The sequence below is a fragment of the Pedobacter nyackensis genome (assembly GCF_032678475.1).
GTDB classification, from domain to species: domain Bacteria; phylum Bacteroidota; class Bacteroidia; order Sphingobacteriales; family Sphingobacteriaceae; genus Pedobacter; species Pedobacter nyackensis_A.
On record NZ_JAVTSF010000001.1, the window covers coordinates 110,134 to 129,273 of the forward strand.

General features: G+C 40.1%; 14 protein-coding genes. 11 read left to right on the forward strand and 3 right to left on the reverse strand.

Translation table 11 applies throughout. The features are described from left to right. Positions 1 to 6: 6 nt before the first annotated feature. Both R2Q84_RS00440 and R2Q84_RS00445 read right to left on the reverse strand, forming a co-directional pair. Complete coding sequence (locus tag R2Q84_RS00440; protein WP_316814542.1) at positions 7 to 1,512, reverse strand: DNA polymerase Y family protein; 1,506 nt, start codon at positions 1,510 to 1,512, stop codon at positions 7 to 9. A gap of 2 nt (positions 1,513 to 1,514) precedes the next feature. Beyond that, positions 1,515 to 2,261, reverse strand: coding sequence for an Error-prone repair protein ImuA (locus R2Q84_RS00445; RefSeq protein WP_316814543.1), 747 nt, complete (start codon positions 2,259 to 2,261; stop codon positions 1,515 to 1,517). 86 nt (positions 2,262 to 2,347) lie between these two features. Here R2Q84_RS00445 and R2Q84_RS00450 point away from each other — a divergent pair, with 86 nt between their 5' ends. The 9 genes from R2Q84_RS00450 to R2Q84_RS00490 all read left to right on the forward strand — a co-directional run bounded on the left by R2Q84_RS00450 (position 2,348) and on the right by R2Q84_RS00490 (position 15,631). Next, positions 2,348 to 3,220, forward strand: coding sequence for a helix-turn-helix transcriptional regulator (locus R2Q84_RS00450; RefSeq protein WP_316814544.1), 873 nt, complete (start codon positions 2,348 to 2,350; stop codon positions 3,218 to 3,220). A 109-nt stretch (positions 3,221 to 3,329) separates the two neighbouring features. Further along, positions 3,330 to 4,676, forward strand: a complete 1,347-nt coding sequence (locus R2Q84_RS00455; protein WP_316814545.1) for an amidohydrolase — start codon at positions 3,330 to 3,332, stop codon at positions 4,674 to 4,676. Position 4,677: 1 nt separating this feature from the next. After that, complete coding sequence (locus R2Q84_RS00460; protein ID WP_316814546.1) at positions 4,678 to 5,346, forward strand: ankyrin repeat domain-containing protein; 669 nt, start codon at positions 4,678 to 4,680, stop codon at positions 5,344 to 5,346. 146 nt (positions 5,347 to 5,492) lie between these two features. Further along, positions 5,493 to 6,077 carry an RNA polymerase sigma-70 factor gene (locus R2Q84_RS00465; RefSeq protein WP_316814547.1) on the forward strand — a complete coding sequence of 195 codons (585 nt, stop codon included), beginning with the start codon at positions 5,493 to 5,495 and terminating at the stop codon, positions 6,075 to 6,077. A 65-nt stretch (positions 6,078 to 6,142) separates the two neighbouring features. Continuing rightward, the gene (locus R2Q84_RS00470; RefSeq protein WP_316814548.1) at positions 6,143 to 7,369 is read left to right on the forward strand and encodes a FecR family protein; all 1,227 of its coding nucleotides are present in this window, start codon (positions 6,143 to 6,145) and stop codon (positions 7,367 to 7,369) included. A gap of 178 nt (positions 7,370 to 7,547) precedes the next feature. Next, positions 7,548 to 10,889: a TonB-dependent receptor gene (locus tag R2Q84_RS00475; protein ID WP_316814549.1), complete on the forward strand. Its 3,342-nt coding sequence runs from the start codon at positions 7,548 to 7,550 to the stop codon at positions 10,887 to 10,889. A gap of 39 nt (positions 10,890 to 10,928) precedes the next feature. Then, positions 10,929 to 12,566: a RagB/SusD family nutrient uptake outer membrane protein gene (locus R2Q84_RS00480; RefSeq protein WP_316814550.1), complete on the forward strand. Its 1,638-nt coding sequence runs from the start codon at positions 10,929 to 10,931 to the stop codon at positions 12,564 to 12,566. Positions 12,567 to 12,597: 31 nt separating this feature from the next. Continuing rightward, positions 12,598 to 13,926, forward strand: a complete 1,329-nt coding sequence (locus R2Q84_RS00485) for an IPT/TIG domain-containing protein (RefSeq protein ID WP_316814551.1) — start codon at positions 12,598 to 12,600, stop codon at positions 13,924 to 13,926. After that, positions 13,919 to 15,631 (forward strand): DUF4091 domain-containing protein, encoded by a 1,713-nt coding sequence (locus tag R2Q84_RS00490; protein WP_316814552.1) that lies wholly within the window; start codon positions 13,919 to 13,921, stop codon positions 15,629 to 15,631. The genes R2Q84_RS00485 and R2Q84_RS00490 overlap by 8 nt, the downstream gene beginning before the upstream one ends. Before the next feature lie 70 nt (positions 15,632 to 15,701). Here the strand turns inward: R2Q84_RS00490 and R2Q84_RS00495 are convergent, their stop codons facing one another. After that, positions 15,702 to 16,601: a LysR substrate-binding domain-containing protein gene (locus R2Q84_RS00495; RefSeq protein ID WP_316814553.1), complete on the reverse strand. Its 900-nt coding sequence runs from the start codon at positions 16,599 to 16,601 to the stop codon at positions 15,702 to 15,704. A 70-nt stretch (positions 16,602 to 16,671) separates the two neighbouring features. Between R2Q84_RS00495 and R2Q84_RS00500 the strand changes: the two genes are divergently transcribed. Together R2Q84_RS00500 and R2Q84_RS00505 are read left to right on the forward strand one after the other, a co-directional pair. Continuing rightward, entirely contained in the window at positions 16,672 to 17,583 is a 912-nt protein-coding gene (locus tag R2Q84_RS00500; protein WP_316814554.1) for a DUF1338 domain-containing protein, read from the forward strand. Positions 17,584 to 17,601: 18 nt separating this feature from the next. Beyond that, positions 17,602 to 19,131 (forward strand): aldehyde dehydrogenase family protein, encoded by a 1,530-nt coding sequence (locus R2Q84_RS00505; RefSeq protein WP_316814555.1) that lies wholly within the window; start codon positions 17,602 to 17,604, stop codon positions 19,129 to 19,131. Positions 19,132 to 19,140: the final 9 nt, after the last annotated feature.

Here is a 19,140-nt window from a genome sequence, read left to right on the forward strand (position 1 = left end):
TTTCATTTACGCAAAATATCCATGAATAAACCAGTGGCTGAACTTATCGTCAGCATAATGACCCGACCTGAAAATCCAGTACCGTTGTCCATGTTCATCTTCTACATGGTAATAATCACGGTGTTCACCAGCCTCCAGCCACCATTCACGTTCAATGCGCTCTGGTCCATCAGCTTTCTTAATGTGATGGGTTTTACCTTTATAGCGAAATAACATAGGCGGATAATCAGGAATTGGAGCTGTAACTTCAATCTGTTCCGGATTTTTTAACAATTGAGTAGGACGAGGCTTGTCCGCTTGCCAGCTGATCGCAGGCTGTTCTGCTATAGTAGTCGCAGTTCTAATAGATCGTTCTGGCCAGTAATGTTCATCTGGCAGATATCGATTGATGCTACCTGTACCAATCTTAACAGAAAGACGATCCAGTAGTTCTGCAATTTCCTGATCATCAAATCCGGGATTACCTGACCATAAAGCCTCCTGTAATACAGAAACATCTTCTATTTTGTCTGCCTCCATAACAAAGAGCTCAATGCCGAGTCCGGGAGCAATCTGAGACACTTTGAGTTCAAACAGCTTAAAAAGATGGTTAATGTGCTGCGAAGGACTATTAGTACCAATCTCCACCTGCACGATTTTACCATCCACACGAAAACATTTTAAAACAGCTGTACGTAGTCCTTTACCTTCCCCTTGTAATCTTGTACAAAGACTTTGAAGAAGGTTTTTAATCGCAATTTCAATTCCAGTTGCTGTTCTAATGGGTTCGAGGCAGGAGAGACGTTCCTGATAAGGTGCAACCAGCTGTATAGGACTAATCACTTCATCTTCCTGTCCCAAAGCCTGGGCAAGGCGAAGCAATAAGCCTTCACCAAAACGTCTGCGTAAGACAGAACGTGGTATTCCAATAAAGTTATGAACCTGGTACATCCCTAATTTTTGTAAACGTGCGAGTATAGCAGGCTCCAGGCGTAAGGCCGCAGGTGGTAATGAAATTAAAGCTTGTACCTGGTCATTACTTTTTACAATGGGATTTTCCGGCTTTCCGAAATGACAAATAGCCCAGGCTGTACCAACAGTGTCGGCTATAGCAGCACGCACATGATAACCTTTACTTTGAAGTCTGGTTGTCACTTCTTTCAGGTAATTGCCTTCACCACCCCATAGATGTGTACAACCCGAAATGTCAAGAAAAAGCCCATCCAGGTTATCGACTGCCACTATTGGACTATATCTGATACACCACTCACCAATAGCTTTCAATAAGCGGGTTTCCCTGCCATTTTTATGGTCAAATACTTTCAGATCCGGAACAATGGCTTTTGCATCGGCAAGTAGAGTATTTACTTCAATTTCCTGAATTTGAGCAGCAGGGCTGATCGCTTTGATGATTTTCCTTCCACGTTCGGAAGCGGTAAATACAAAAGGTTTGTGCCGAAGTTCGGGCTGCCGAATGCTAAGCCAGTCAGTTGTTAAATATGGAAACCATATAGACATATATCTTTTTTGCATACCTATCCCACATTTCTCTTTTCTTCTAATAACCCATTAGCATTGCTGATATTTTTAGTAATCAGCCTAAACTGACCTGCAGACCATTCTATATCCCATTTTCCAGGATTACCATTACGCACTTTAAGCAGTTCAACATTCCATCGTGGGAAACCAACACCAGGCATATGATCTTCGAGCTGGCTTGCTATAGGTTTGATCTGCCATCGGGCTACACAAGCAGTGGCACTTAACCTGTTCGCATCGTTTCTTAATACCAGGCCGGTTACACCGCTCTTTTCAACTGCAAGTTGCAATCTCCTGGATGCAGTAAGACTAATTTCCCGTACTTCAGCTATCACTGCTGCAAGTCCCTCGCATTTCAATGCCTCTTCCATAGCCCATAATACGTCTTTTTCCCGTTGCAGGTCTATAAAAATGATACGATCCGGCTCTACACCGAACAATTTTAATGAAGGAGGGAAAAGGCTTCGGCTGGCGCTGATCCATAAACAAGCTCCTCCATCTTTCATCAGTTTATGAAGTATGCCGCCAATAAATCCATTGCAGGCTGCAGCATGCTCAGGAACCAAAGTCAAAAATTCATGGATAGCATTTTTTGGAAAAACAGAATTTGGAAAAGCAGACTCAATAGTACCAAGACCAACATTTCCATTTGTACCGGTTCGCAATGACTTAAAGCCTTGCAAAAGATGAATCTCCTTTTGCAGCTGACTAATAATTTCCTTCTTTGAACTTTGCTGTACCATGATAATTGCTGCACAAATATAATACTAATATTTTTAGTATTATAGTAATTTTACTAATAATAATAACCTTGTACAAATGTTCGTCGATGATTTTGTACTTTCACGATGTGAATACAAAAGTCAGTATACCCATTCTTGGAATTGATACTTTTCAGATTGATCTGCAATCGGATGGTAGTTTTCAGTATCATGAAATTATTGGGGAGCGATTGATAGAAACTCCTCACAAACATGATTTCTTTCTATTTCTTTTGTTTGAGAAGGGGAGCGGTACGCACATGATTGATTTTATAGATTATGAAGTCACCGGCCATCAGCTCCATTTATTATTTCCTGGCCAGGTGCATTCCTGGAATTTAGGTGCCGACACTGTGGCTTGTCAAATTATGGTTACCCGTCGTATTTTCGAGACTTTTGCCAATTCATTAAGATATGATCTGTTATTGTATCAAAATCACCCTGTCTTAAATCTTAACCCTGATGTTTTTCGGCAATTTCTGTACGAATTTAAAGCGATTCAATTAGAGTTAACTTTAAAACCGATGTCATGGGATATTATTGGATCCAGGTCCAGAATTATTGCGCAAATGACAAGCCGTGAGGCAATGGAAAAATTTGATGAACTAAAAGTTTACCATGCGAAGCCTGTATTGGTGGAATACCTCTCCTTAGTTGATACCCATTTTAAAGAGCAGCGTTTAGTTGCATTCTATGCTGAGAAATTAAGTATTACTCCAAATTACCTGAATATTCTCTGTAAAAAGCATTTCTATACATCAGCCACTTCTCTTATTCATAATCGGGTTACACTCGAAGCAAAAAGATTGTTACTAACCTCAAAAAAAACGATCAAAGAAATTGCATATGAACTTGGTTTCTATGATCTGGCCTACTTTTCCAAATTCTTTAAGGGGCAAACAGGGTTAGGACCACGAGAATTCAGAGCGTCTATACAATAACCGAATTTATAGCATTTGTATAGCTTTGTTATAAATCGTACAAGTTATGGCATGAATACTACTATCTGATTAAAGTTCGTAACATTAACTTTGTATAAAAGTATAAGTTATGTCTACACCATCAATTTCACGTAAAGACTTTATCAAAAGCTCCTCTATTCTTTTTGCAGCAGGCGGAAGCATCCTTACCGGTACTCCATCAATTGCTGCCGAAAAATCAAATGACATGGAACTATCTAAAGCGATTAGCACAGGTAAAAGTTTTATGCTTAAAAACGTAAGACTTGAAACTGGTTTTGAATACGAAGACGGGGAAGTTAGTCAGACAAAAACTGCACTTTTTACCATTGAGGTTAATGATGGAAAAATTAAATCCATTTTACCCAATAAACCCAATGCAGCAGCTATCGATGCCAAAGGACTATTGATGTTACCTCCCTTTAGGGATATGCACATCCATCTGGATAAAACCGCTTATGGTTTACCCTGGAAAGCAAACTCCAATAAACGCAGGTCGGTAAGGGATATGATTGCCTATGAGCAACAAATTATCCCTGAACTCCTGAAAACTTCAACATCCCGTACGGAAAAACTTATCGAATTGATGCAGCGTCAGGGTACAAATTACGCACGATCACACGTAAATATAGATCCAACTTCTGGGTTTCAATCCTTAAGAAACTTAGAAAAGGCACTTCAAAACAAGAAGGATACCTTTCATGCCGAACTCGTTGCCTTCCCTCAGCATGGTATTTATTATACCAAATCAGAGCAATTAATGAAGGAAGTCGCTAAAATGGATATCGATTTTATCGGTGGACTTGATCCATACTCCTTAGATGGTTCAATAGAAAAACATATGGATCTGGTAGTTCAACTTGCATTGGACAACAATAAAGGGATTGATATTCACCTTCATGAGTCAGGAGAATCAGGAATGAAAACAATAAATTATCTGATTGATAAAGTAATGGAGAATCCTGAATTAAAAGGTAAGACTTTTATCAGTCATAGTTTTGCACTTGCCTATCTCGACAAACAGAAAACAGATGAGATTGCTGAGAAGCTGGGACATGCAAAAGTTGGAATTGCATCAACAATTCCATTTGGCCGAACCATTATGCCTATACCCACGCTTTATAAATACGGTGTGGATGTAGTAACTGGAAACGATTCTATCGTCGATTGGTGGAATACTTTTGGTAGCGGAAGTGTATTGCAAAAAGCCAACCTGGCTGCTCAGCTTTATGGGTACCGTACTGAATTTGATCTTTCCAGAATTTTAAAAATAGCTACCCATAACGTTCTTCCACTTGATGACAAAGGAAATCAGGCCTGGCCAAAACCGGGCGACACAGCTGATATGGTCTTGATTGATGCAAGCTGTTCAGCAGAGGCAGTATCGAGAGTTTCACCTGTAAAATCATTAATTCACCGCGGGAATATAGTATTCTAAAATGATGAACTATCTAATTCTAATCCTTACTTTATTATCTTTTAATTCCTGCACAGCGGCACCCAATATGAATATTCAGGAAATAAATCAGGTATCAATTATTGAAGCAGTAAAAAATAAGCAGTATGCAGTTGTCGAGACCGCTTTAAAGAAAGGTGCAGATGTTAATTCAAAGGATAAAAACGACAAAAATCTGTTGCTTATCGCCACCGAGCTCAATGATTTGAAAATGGCGAAGTTATTGGTCTCAAACGGAGCTAATGTTAATCAACAGGATAAACGGTTAGACAGTCCCTTTTTACTTGCAGGTGCATCCGGACAAACTGAATTTGTAAAATTGTTCCTGGCAAACGGTGCACGCTTTGATCTTTTTAACCGATACAACGGAACGGCGTTAATCCCCGCATGTGAAAGAGGACATATAGATGTAGTTAAAATACTAGCCAACACTAAAAATTTCCCTATAGATCATGTAAACCGGTTAGGATGGACTGCACTTATGGAAGCTGTTGTGCTTGGAAATGGTAGCGATAAGTATATAGAGATCGTTCAGATACTTGTTGATGCCGGGTGCAATATCAATATACCAGACAATAATGGAACAACAGCCTTACAACACGCTAAGTCGAGTGGTTTCTCTGGAATTGTAAAAATACTGGAGAAGAAATAAACCTAAAATAGACCTCCTAACATATAGGAGAATTATATTAGAGGGTAAAAAAACTAACGAGGCTTTATTTAAGTCCGGGAATTGTTTTCTAAATAAATTATAATAAGTTTGCTTTGACCACAGCCTTCTGAATATAATTTCATAAAATGAACGATTTTGCTTTTTCGAACTTGAGTAATGATACGTTGGACATGAGCAACCAGCATACATTTGACCATGTATTTCGAATTTACAATGCAATCATGTGTGCTTTTTCTGAAAGAATTGTGAACTCCTGGTCTGATGCCGAAGATGTTGTTAGCGAAGTGTTTCTAAAACTGTGGGATAAGAAATCTACCTTTGAGAATGAAGAGCACATTAGGTTTTTTCTTTACCGGGCCGTGCGCAATGCCTCATTAAACCGTGTAAGGGCAACAGAAAGAATAACAAAAAAACATGAAGCTTCTTCAATCGATGGTTCAATCATCACGGAAAGCAATCATCTAAATGAAATGATCCGCAGTGAGGTTCTCCTAAGTATATACCAGGAAATAGAAAAACTCTCACCTCAGGAAAAGACAGTCATTACTTTAAATTTGCTGGAGGAAAAAAAACTCCAGGAAATAGCAGATGAAATGGGCCTTTCTTTACAATCGATAAAAAACTGTAAAACAAGGGCTTTGACGAAACTGCGCATGCGCTTACCTAAAAATTCATATTTGCTTTTAATTCTTCTGCTGCAAGGGTATTAATTTTTTTATCATTTGTATGGGTACGATTTTTCCGTAGCGGTGTTATGGTATAAAACAACCATTAAATGGAGCAGGAAAACCAACATATTAAATATATATCTACTTTAATTTCAAAATACCTGGATAATTCGATAAGTGTGGAAGAATCGGCTGTTTTATCAGAATGGGAAGCTGCTACACCGGAAAATAAACTGATTTTTGATGAGTTAAAAGATCAGAGACAATTAGAATTAACCTTGAAAAATCTGCTCGCGGTAGATACAGAAGCTTCACTGGCCAGGTTAAAAATAACCATGAATGCCGATGTCGTTCCGCTCAATCCCAAAAATAAGAAATGGAACTGGATCCGTCTCACAGGAATTGCTGCATCAATTGTGCTGGTCTGTTTTACTGGTTTTTATTTTTATAAGACAATATATGCCCCAAAACAACACAACAACAATCTTTCTGTAAATGACATTTTACCAGGCGCTAATAAAGCTGTTTTAACTTTGGCTAATGGCAGGACTATAGATTTGAATAGCACAAAGGAGGGAGTTGTTTTTAAAGCTGATGAGTTGATTTATAATGATGGATCTGCAATAGAACCTGAAAACCCACATCAAGGTAAATTAACAGATCAGGCTTATGATATGGTACTTAGTACCCCTAAAGGCGGACAATATAGTCTGGTACTCTCAGATGGCACAAAGGTTTGGTTAAATGCAGGATCAACGCTTAGATTTCCTGGTAAATTTGAAGGAAAACTGAGAAAGGTAGAACTGATGGGAGAGGCTTATTTCGAAGTAAGACCAAACGCTGCAAAGCCTTTTAAAGTTTACTCAAAAGGGCAGGAAATAAGTGTACTGGGAACAGTATTTAACATCAATGCCTATGGGGATGAAATTGGAACAAAAACAACACTGGTGCAAGGGAAAGTGATGGTGACGGCTACTGATCTTAATGGTGGCCTTAACAAAAATGCAGTGTTGTTGCCGGGACAAGAATCTACACTTACAAAAAGCGAGGATATTATTATTCGTAAAGCTGATGTAGCTACTGCAATTAGCTGGAAATCGGGTGTATTCAAGTTTTATGAAACAGAATTGCATATAGTCATGAACCAACTCAGCAGATGGTATGATCTCGATGTCGAGTATCAGGGAAGTATACCAGAAACCTACGCTTATGGAGAAATCAGCAGAAACAGTAAACTTGGAGATGTACTGGATATACTAAAAACCGGCGGACTGAATTTTAAAATAGTACAACGGGGAAAATCAAAAGTGCTGATTGTATTGCCTGATAAATAATTTTAAACCCTAAACCCAAACACCATGAGATAAAAAACTAACCAAACAAAACCACCCGATAAAAAAAATCCGGATAGTGCTGCTACACTACCCGGAGATAGCTCGGGCCAATTTTAATGTTTTGCTGAATAAACAGCAGTTTGATAACCATTTCAACTCACCCAAACAATACAAACATATGAAATTAAACGCATGTGTTAAAGGCCCGCGTATGCGATCACCTTTGGCATTAAAACTACTATTAATCATGAAGTTGGGAGTTCTGCTAACTTTTTTTGGGATATTTAATGCCTCTGCAGGCAGTTTTGCCCAACACATTACTCTAAAGGCCAGTAACATTGCATTGTCTAAAGCAATGGAACAGGTAAAGGCACAAACTGGTTACCAGTTTTTTCTCATTGGAAAAAAACAGGCTGATACCAAGGTATATATTGACGTTGAAAACGCTAGTTTGGACGAAGCGATGACGGCATTGCTGATCAACCTGCCTTTCTCCTGGACACTGAAAGACCGCACCATTGTTATAAGAAACAAAGAGCCTGGTGCTTTAAAACCAACAATTGTAGCAGTTCAAACTGAGATAAAAGGAACAGTTAAGGATAAGGATGGAAAACCAGTTCCAGGTGTTACTATAACCGTAGCAGGTACATCCAGAGCAACATCCACAGATGGTGATGGCCATTATGTCATTAAAGCATCAATAGGAGAAACTTTAAGGTTTAAAGGAATTGGATTCGCTAACCTTGAAATAAAGGTAGAGAATAAGACTATCATCGACATGGTGATGCAGGAAAGCCAGGAAAAGCTCGACGAAGTGGTGGTATTGGGTTTTGGGCAATCACAAAAAAAGATCGCCCAGACAGGATCGTTAGCCTCCATATCAACCAAAGAGTTAAAGCAGAGCCCGGTAGCAAATGTAACAAATGCACTCGCGGGTCGTTTGCCTGGCTTAATCGCTGTGCAGCGTAGTGGAGAACCAGGATATGACAATTCCGATCTCTTTATACGTGGCCGTTCCACATTTAACAATAACTCACCATTATTAACAATTGACGGTGTCCAGAAAGATTATAGTGCCATAAACCTTCTGGATGTAAATGAAATTGAGAACATCACAATTCTAAAAGATGCGTCAGCTACGGCATTGTATGGGGTAAAAGGAGCAAATGGTGTTATCATCATTACAACAAGAAGAGGTAAGATCGGTGAACCAGCTATCCAGGCCACTGTCCAGACAGCCATGCAAGATCCTACACGGCTTCCCCAGATCCTGGATGCTTATAATTATGCATTGCTATCCAATGAAGCCTATAAAAATGACAATCCCACCGGTATTTTGACTCCTTACTCCGAAATTGCACTGGAGGCATACAGAACAGGTATTAATCCCTTAAAATACCCGAATGTAAACTGGATGAAAGAAGCTTTAAAAACATCAGCCTTAACAACGGCCAATGTTAACATTAGCGGCGGAACAATAAAAACCAGGTATTTCGTTAATCTGGGATATACAGGGCAGGACGGTATTTATAAATCAGAAAAACAGCCCAAATATGATCCTAATGTTAATTTTAACAGGTATAATTTTCGTTCAAATGTCGATATAGACTTTGATGAAGACTTATCAGTATCCTTAAATCTTTTTGGAGCAATAGAAAATAGCAGCTATCCGAGATCTACAGCATCGGAACTATTTGACATGCTCATGAAAGTTACGCCAAATGCTTTTCCTGTTAAATACCCCACAGGTTTCTATGCACAGAAACCAGGCTTACTAAATCCATTTTATTGGCTCAACACACAAGGATATAGTCAGAATTTTAATTCCTCTTTGTCAGGAATGGTTTCGGTAACAAGAAAGTTGAACTTTATTACTGAAGGTCTATCTCTAAAAGGGAATTATTCATTTGATGGCTATTTCAGAAATCGTTTCTCAAGATCAAAAAGTGAGAGAACAGCTTTGTATCTGGGTACCGGTGATTATAACGATTTGAATAGTTATACCTACACAGGGGAAGATATCCCTTTGTCCGCACCTTCATCGTCGTTCAGTCAGAACCGGGATATCTGGATGGACGTGTCTTTAAACTATGCGAGAAACTTTGGCGACCATGCATTTACCGGCTTATTATTAGCGAATAAAACACAAAAAGTTCTGGGTGGAGAAATCCCCTATGTTTCTCAAGGCCTGGTTTCAAGGGTAACCTATAACTATAAGAACAAGTATTTTGCAGAATTTAACGCTGGTTTTAATGGTACAGATAATTTTGCCAAGGGTAAACGATATGGTTTCTTCCCGGCTTTCTCAGCGGGCTGGATGCTTTCGGAAGAAGCATTTTTGAAAAATGTATCAGCAATTAATTTACTAAAACTGCGTGGATCCTATGGTCTAACAGGGAATGATCGGTTAAATGGGAGGCGCTGGCTTTTTATTTCAGAGTTTAACGACTTTTCTGGATACAGCTTTGGCGAGCCCTTATCCTGGACATCTGGTGTTGGAGAGGGAGCAATTGCCAATCCGGCAGTATCATGGGAAATCGCTAGAAAATCTAATCTTGGATTTGAATTAAAGCTATGGGAGTCCTTGTTTGGATTGAACCTCGATCTATATTATGAAAAAAGAAATGATATTCTGATTACGAGAGGCTCAGTACCTACTGTAATTGGAATTCCAGGAGGCAAACTCGCGCCCGTAAATTTTGGTTCCACTGAAAATAAGGGATTCGAATTAGAACTGAATCACCGACACCATATTGGAGCAATAAATTATTTCTTCCGTGGGAACGTCTCTTTTTCAAGGAACAAAATCATTTTTATGGATGAGGAACCAAAACCTTTTCCGTATTTAAGTTTAACAGGACATCCATTGGGACAGTATTTTGGACTAACAGCCCTGGGTTTCTTTAAAGATGAAACTGAAATTGCAAACAGTCCGCAGCAATTCGGACAAGTTTTACCCGGCGATATCAAATACCGCGATTTGAACGGTGATAACATTGTTGATCAAAATGATGCAGGGCCCATTGGAAAAAGCGACCTTCCTGAAGTGTTTTATGGACTATCAGCAGGATTAAACTGGAAAAACTTTGACTTCAGCTGTTTGTTTCAGGGGGCATCCGGATTTAATGTAATGCTGAGCGACCAGGCTGCCTATGAATTTGTGGAGGGCCGAAATGTTTTGGAAGAACACCTGGGCAGATGGACGCAAGAAACTGCAAATCAAGCTACTTATCCCAGATTACATTATGGCTTTAACAACAATAACCACAGACCAAGTTCCTTTTTCTTAAAAGATGCCAGCTACATCCGTTTAAAGAATGCCGAACTGGGTTACACATTTAAAAATGTACAGGTCACCAAACGTAAAAGTTTCTCATCCATCAGGATTTATACCAACGGTATGAACCTCTTTACATGGGATAAAATTGGAGGTTCCTATGATCCTGAAATGCGCAGTGGAAGTGGAAATAATTATCCGCAACAGCGTATTTACAATTTTGGTGCATCAGTTACTTTCTAGAGGGTTATTAAAATAGATTAATATTAAATTTTTCATATCATGATAAAAATTAATAGTACGATAATAGGGTTACTTGCTTTTGTATGGATCCTTTCCGGATGTAAGAAAGACTCCTATTTAGACAAGGCTGAATCCGGAGGGATGAGTGAAGAAGAAGTATTTGGCAATTACCGCCAGACAGAACGTTTTTTAGCTGCTACTTATGGAGCAGGATTAAGCATTGACTGGGTTGGTGGAGGTTTGTGGTCGTTTTCCTACGACGGTGCTACAGATAATGGATATTGTAGCTATAAGTACTGGCCAAGTCCAAAATTTGTATACGATGGAAACCTAACCCCAGCGAATAATCCGATAGATCAATGGACAAATTTATATGAGTCCGTTAGAAGGGTTAACATGTTTTTGGGTAAAATTGATGATTTACCAGTCAACGCTAATAATAAGGAAGAGGTTGCAGGAAAAAAGAGAATGAAAGGGGAGGCTCATTTTTTACGTGCCTGGTTTTATGCCGAACTTTTTAAACGCTATGGCGGAGTACCTTTAGTTACAAAAGTTTTGCAGGTAGATGAGGATTTGAATATCCCTAAAGCCACGACGACCGAAATAATTAACTTCATTGCAGAAGAATGTGATCAGGCCGCAAGTTCCCTGGAAACAACCTATGAGTCAAAAGATCTGGGACGGGCAACAATCGGAGCCGCATTGTCACTTAAATCACGCATGTTGCTTTATGCAGCAAGTGAATTACATAATCCAACCCATGAAAAAATAAAATGGCAAAATGCTGCGAAGGCCGCCAAAGACGTGATGGATCTTGGTATATACAGCTTGCACAACAATTTTAAAACAGTTTTGCATACGAGAAATTCCAATGAAATCATTTTTCAGCATACAGGCAATTATGAAGATCAGCTGCGGAATAATCTGATGCCAAGTCAGGGAGGTTTTGCTATCCTAAATCCTTCGCAGGATCTGGTGGATGCTTTTGAAATGGCTGATGGCTTACCTTATAACCAGTCGGCCTTATACGATGCAGCTAATCCATATGCAAACAGAGATCCTCGTTTCGCCATGAGCATCATCTACAATGGACGCTCCTGGAGAGGATTCCCAATTGAAACCTTTGAAGGTGGTGCCGATGGCATAAATGGTGACGGAGATAATTATACCCGTACAGGCTATTACCAGGCTAAAACACTGGATGAAACAGGAAGCTTAACTCCAATATGGAGGCCTGGCAGCCACTTTTTTGTTTTTATCAGATATGCTGAAATACTGTTGAATTATGCGGAAGCACAAAATGAAAGTCTGGAAGTTCCGGATGCCTCAGTTTACAATGCCATAAATGAAATCCGCAGCAGACAGGGAGTGAATATGCCCCATCTACCCGCTGGACTAAATAAAGACGAAATGAGGACGCGCATCAGGAATGAACGGAGAATTGAGTTGGCTTTTGAGTCACACAGATTCTGGGATATCAGGCGCTGGCGTATCGGAGAGCAAGTGATTAAATCAGTCAGTGGAATGAAACTCGTAAAAACAGGTGCAGATAACTTTACCTATCAGCGCTTTGTAGTGGAAAACAGGCACTATAAGAAAACCTATGATTTGTTTCCCATTCCTCAGTTCGAGATCAACAGAAACAATAAACTTGTGCAAAACCCTGGTTACAACTAACGCTGGTATAAACCTCATTTGAAAGAAGATTATGAAATTCATAAAGAACATATTCAGTTTGCTGGCATGTTTATGCATACTCGCAGCCTGTAAAAAAGAAAAGACCGAAAGTCACAATCCGGGACAGCCAATTACCATCGACAAGTTTATTCCTGAAGAAGGGCAGGGCGGGACCGAGATGATGATATTTGGCCATAACTTCAGTATGGACTCAACTGAAGTCGAGGTGTTTATTAATGGTATGAAAGCTAAAATTACCGGCATAAACAAAGAACGTATTTTATTAATTGTACCTGAAAATGCCGGTACAGGTAATGTCGAGGTATCAATTAAAGGAAACAAAGCAACAAGTACTACACGTTTTAAATTTCCACCTACGTACATCTGGAAAGTTATGACCCTGGCTGGATCAGGAACAGCTGGTTATGCAAATGGAGCCGGTACCTTAGCTAAGTTTAATTTTGAACGCGCTCCGGGGCTGGATGTAGATGACGAAGGGAATATTTACGTAGCAGATGCAGGTAACCATACAATTAGAAAGATTACCCCAACAGGTGAAGTGAGTACACTTGCAGGAAATGGCTCAGCGGGTTATGTAGATGGCCCGGCAGCAGAAGCCAGGTTTAATACGCCTTTTGATGTAGCAGTAGACAATGATAAAAACATTTATGTCGCAGATACCTGGAATGCTAAATTGCGTAAAATCACTCCAGACGGCTTGGTCTCAACAGTAACTGGCGTTGGTGATGTAGTTAGTGTAGCCATTGATAAAAGAAATAACGGCGTGTATGTATCCTCCTTAACTTCCGGAGCAGTTTACAAAGTGGAGAACAACGGAAATCTAACTGCTGCAATACAAGGGTTGCAATGGGTTGGTGGCATAGCCATCGATGCGAAAGGTGTGCTATATGTAGTTGAAGTTGGCCGGTCTGTTGTACGAATGGTTGATTTAAAATCCGTTGGCGGATCGGCTGGAAATCCGGTTCTCATTGCGGGTATTCCTGATGAAATGGGTCTGGTAGACGGCGCAGGAACTAAAGCTAAATTTGATCGCCCCTGGGGAATTGCAGTCGATTTTACCAATAACAATTTATTGGTCGCAGGAGATTCCGGACCATATGGCGGAACCTGGTACGGTGGGGCAAACTCCAACCAGTGCATCCGTTTAATTAAGTACGACTCATGGCAGGTCTCAACCTTTGCAGGCAATGGGGAAAGAGGAAATGTAAACGGTACTCCATCTGAAGCGAGATTTAGCAATCCCACAGGCGTTGTCGTAGATAAAAGTGGCAATATCTATGTTGTAGATGCCGGAAATCAATGTATTAGAAAAATTTATAAGGAGGTGGTAAATGACTAATTATCATAAATCAGAAAAAGACAAACAGGAAAATACAGGAAGACGTTCTTTCCTAAAAACATCTGCTTTTTTAGGGATGAACACTATGTTATTTGGAATGGCTAGCACTTCCTGCAAAAGCAAAAATATATTAGATCCCGTTAAGGAAGATAAAGTAAACAAAGCACAATACCGTATTTCTACGGCCAGCGGGATGCTTAAAGTTATGCCGGGAGATGTACTTCCTGAAAGCCGGACGGCCAGAATTTCACTTGCAGGAAACGAAAGAGAAAGCTTTCAGATCGTGGTCCGCGCTAAAGAAGATATAGATGGGGTAAAAGTTACGATAGGCGATTTCACCAATAATCAACACCGCTTAAACTCCATTAAATGGTCTCAGGTCGGCTATGTTTATATCAGTACATTTTCAGGACATCCCACCACAGGTGATGTGAAAGGCAGACAACCCGGTTGGTATCCAGATCCTTTATTGGAAAGAGATTCGGTAAAGCTGATGAGAGACTGGTCTAACGCCATATGGTTTACTATACATGCACCAGCTGGAACGCCGGCAGGTACCTATAAAGGTAAAATAACATTAGAGATAAAAGGAGTTAAAGAAGAGATCTCGGTTGAAGCTCTGGTACATAACTTTGCTTTACCAGCAGTTCCTACATTGCCAAACCTTTTTTCTTTGTCAGTAGAATATCTCGATGGCATGTACGATGGCTTCACCGGTGAAATCCGTAAAAACTGGTTTGATCTGCTCTTAGCGAGTAGAATGTGCCCGACAGATCTATACCTGAATATGAACACCAAAGAAGGCAGGTCAAAAATAACTGCGACAGATTATAGTTCTTTTAAAGGATTGACAAACGGTTTCGTCATCTATCCCATTACGGCAACCTGGGCAGATAGAAGCGCTCCGGCAGAAGAGCTCATTGCAAGGTTTGAACAAAACCGTCCTTATATTGATCAGATTCTAGCTACCGGTGCAGTCGCTAATGGAAAAGGCGTATTCTATGGTTTTGATGAATGTGAACCTGAACATTTTGAAGTGATGCGTAAGGTAAACAAATACATCAAAGAACAATATCCGCAGGTACCTATTGCTACCACAAGCCAATATGTTAAAACTGTAGAACAATTGGATGATTTAGGACTGGATATATTAATTATGCACATCTTCGATGGCATTTACAACAACACCTTCGCCGACCAGGTAAGAAATGCAGGTAAGAAAGTATGGGCATATATTTCGTTACAGCCCTATTATCCGATGCCGAACTGGAGAATCGAAAATCCTTTGCAGGAAACAAGGGTGCTGCTTGGGGCAATGGCATATAAGGAAAGATTTGACGGTTTCTTATACTGGGGATTAAATCAGTACAATAAAGGAAACCGACAATTACCGGCGAAAATAAAAAGGAATTCAGATTTGAAACTGGAGATGTCTATCACGACCCCTACAGACGAATACAAATGGTTGCATGGAGATGGACTACTGATCTATCCCGGCGAAAATGGGCCATTAAGTAGTATCAGAATGGAAAACATAAGAGAAGGGTTGGAGGATTATGAATATTATAAACTAGTTGAACAGAAGTTAGGTAGTGGCACAGCTGCTATAGAAGCTGGGAAAATAGCGAGGAACACCAGAGATTTCGAAAGAAACGAGGATAACTTCAGTCAGCATCGCATTGCTTTAGCAAAGCTAATCGGATAATTTGTAGTCGTAATTACGCGTGTGTTTGCACCAAGCAAACACACGCTTTTTTATCATGGGCTTTAAAAGACTAATCTCCTTTAGGCAACATTTCTAACAAATACGGTAAAGCAGGGTTGGTGTTTTCTTTTTTCCAGACTGCAAATAAGGACGTTTGCTGCGGAATGTCTTTTAGCTCGATAAACCTGATATTGGGGTAATTCCCGGCAGCAAGAGAGGTTGGAATAATACTCAGCCCCATGCCGTTTTCTACAAGTCGGAAAATGGTGGGCGCATGAATAGACCGATGTGCCACCTTTGGCGCAAAGCCCTGATCAGCACATAAACTTAGAATTTGCTGATAATACAGCTGGCTTTGCTCATTTGGAAACAAAATAAAAAACTCATCTTTTAATTGACCAATATGTTTAAAATTCGCTTTTACCATAGGATGATTTTCGGGAAGCACCAGGGAAAATGTTTCGGTATAAACTTTCCGACTGGTAAAGCCTTCCGGCAAATGATTGCTTCTCATAAAACCAAGGTCCACAGACTCATTCTGTAAAGCGATAAGCTGATCACTGTTGCTCAGTTCATCCAGTTGAAATTTGATATTTGGACAGTCAATGTTGAATTTTTTAAGCAAAGACGGAAGAACCGATTCCATTGCTGAAGCGACAAAACCAATTCCGATTTGCCCGGTATTTCCTTCCTTATACAATTTCAAATGTACAACCGCTGTTTCCAGCTTATTCATAATCTGCTGTACATCTCTGAAAAAAAGATTGCCAGCATCTGTTAAAGCAACTTTTTTATTGCTCCGGTCAAACAAGATCACTTTAAGAATCTGTTCCAGCTGCTTGATCTGCTGACTGAGTGCCGATTGTGATATAAAAAGCAATTCCGAAGCTCTTCTGTAATGGAGTTCGGTTGCCAGCACCTTAAAATAATTCAGATGTCTCAGCTCTAATTGATTAGTAATACTTATCATTGATTAACTAATATATATCGTTTACTTATGGTAAATATAGAGATATTTGAGTTAAATAAAATGATACCATATGAATTTTGATACACAAAAACCATTGGATATTTTTCTGAATATGCTGTTTGAACGTTATGCACAGGAAGTTCCGGCAGTGAAAAAGATCACCACTGCACTGGTTACCTCAGGTGTAATTGCCGGGCAGGACGAAATTGTAAACGATCACATTGCTTTCAGAACGCTCGGTCTGCCACATTTGGGCATTGCATCTTTTGAAAAGATCTTCTTGCACCAGGGGTATAAAAAAATGGACTACTATTATTTTGAAAGCAAAAAGCTAAACGCATACTGGTACGCTCCACCTTCACCCGAATATCCGAGGATATTTATGAGTGAGCTGATCGTAAAAGATTTATCTGCCCAGGCGCAGGAAATTATTTATAAGTATACCAACCATATTAAAACTGATCCCGTGGATGCGCTCGATCTGGATAATGGTGCACAAATCGGTGCGTTTTTCCATCAGCCTTTATGGCAACTCCCAGACATCGCTGACTATCGTTTACTTTTAGAAGAAAGCGAATACGCCGCATGGGTAATTTACAATCGTTATTACCTAAACCATTACACCATTAGTGTACACAACCTCAAAACCGGGTATAATACATTGGAAGATTTCAATGTATTTGTAGAATCACTGGGATTAAAGTTAAACACTTCAGGTGGTAAAATAAAGGTGAGTCCGGATGGACTGTTAAGACAAAGTAGTACCGTCGCAGAAATGCAACAGGCCGAATTTGCCAACGGCGAAACCATGCCTATTGCCGGTAGTTATGTAGAATTCTCGGAAAGATTGATCTTACCGGATTTTAAACATCTGCCACATGCCGATATTGAGGCCAAACACAGACGCGAAGGTTTTGAAACGAACAATGCCGATAAAATATTTGAAAGTACTTACATTAGACAAACAAAGGGAAACCTTTAAAATATAATTTATATTCCAATGAACATCAACGATATATTAACCCGATTGGGTATAACATCAAATAACTCAGGAACATCAACAGGTACAAATAAGCTACAGAGTACTGCTGCAACCATAACTTCCTATTCTCCGGTAAATGGCGAGGTAATTGCCACAATACAAAGCACAGATGCAGAAGGGTACGAAGCCGTCATGCAGCAAGCGCAGCAGGCTTTTCTATATTGGAGAGCAGTGCCAGCACCAAAACGTGGTGAAATAGTGCGTCAGTTTGGTGATGCCTTGCGTTTGCATAAAGCAGATCTTGGTGCACTGGTATCCTATGAGATGGGTAAAAGCCTGCAGGAAGGAATGGGCGAAGTGCAGGAGATGATCGATATCTGCGATTTTGCAGTAGGTTTATCCCGTCAGCTTTATGGCTTAACGATGCATTCTGAGCGCCCAAACCATCGTATGTATGAGCAGTGGCACCCAATGGGGATCGTGAGTATCATATCAGCTTTCAATTTTCCAGTTGCTGTTTGGGCCTGGAATACGGCTTTAGCCTTGGTGTGTGGTAATGTTTGTGTCTGGAAACCATCTTCAAAAACCCCACTATGTGCAGTAGCCTGTCAGAATATCGTAGCTAAGGTACTAAAAGCAAACGATTTACCTGAAGGAATCAGTAGCCTGGTTACTGGTAATGCCTGTGGTAATTTAATGAATGAGGATAAGCGGATTCCACTTATTTCGTTTACAGGTTCAACCAGGGTAGGTCGATTGGTTTCAGCTACTGTTGCAGGCAGGTTCGGCAGAACCATACTCGAACTTGGTGGCAACAATGCAATTATCATCTCTGACAGTGCAGACCTGGAAATGTCGGTAATCGGCGCTGTTTTTGGTGCTGTAGGTACAGCAGGACAACGTTGCACTTCAACCCGTAGACTTATCATTCACGAAAGCGTATATAACGACTTCACGACCAAACTAACAAAAGCCTACGCGCAGATTAAAATTGGCGATCCATTGAATGAAAACAACCATATGGGGCCCTTAATTGATAAAGATGCAGTTCAGGCTTACCTTAACAGTATTGAAAAAGTAAAACAACAAGGCGGACGCTTCCTGGTTGAGGGAGGAGTATTAAATGGGGCCGGACTGGAATCAGGTTGTTATGTAAAGCCATGTATTGCCGAAGTAGAAAATCATTATGAGATTGTGCAGGAAGAAACATTTGCACCTATACTTTACGTAATGAAATATAGCAGAATTGAGGAAGCGATCCAAATGCAGAATGATGTACCACAAGGGTTGTCATCCGCTATCATGACTTTAAATCTTCGCGAAGCTGAGCAGTTCTTATCGGCCAGTGGATCAGATTGTGGAATTGCCAATGTAAACATAGGTACTTCCGGTGCAGAAATTGGTGGTGCTTTTGGTGGTGAGAAGGAAACCGGCGGCGGTAGAGAAAGTGGATCTGATGCATGGAAAGGGTATATGCGGAGACAAACGAATACCATTAATTACTCCAATACCTTACCGCTTGCACAAGGAATAAAATTTGATTTGTAAATAGTCCTT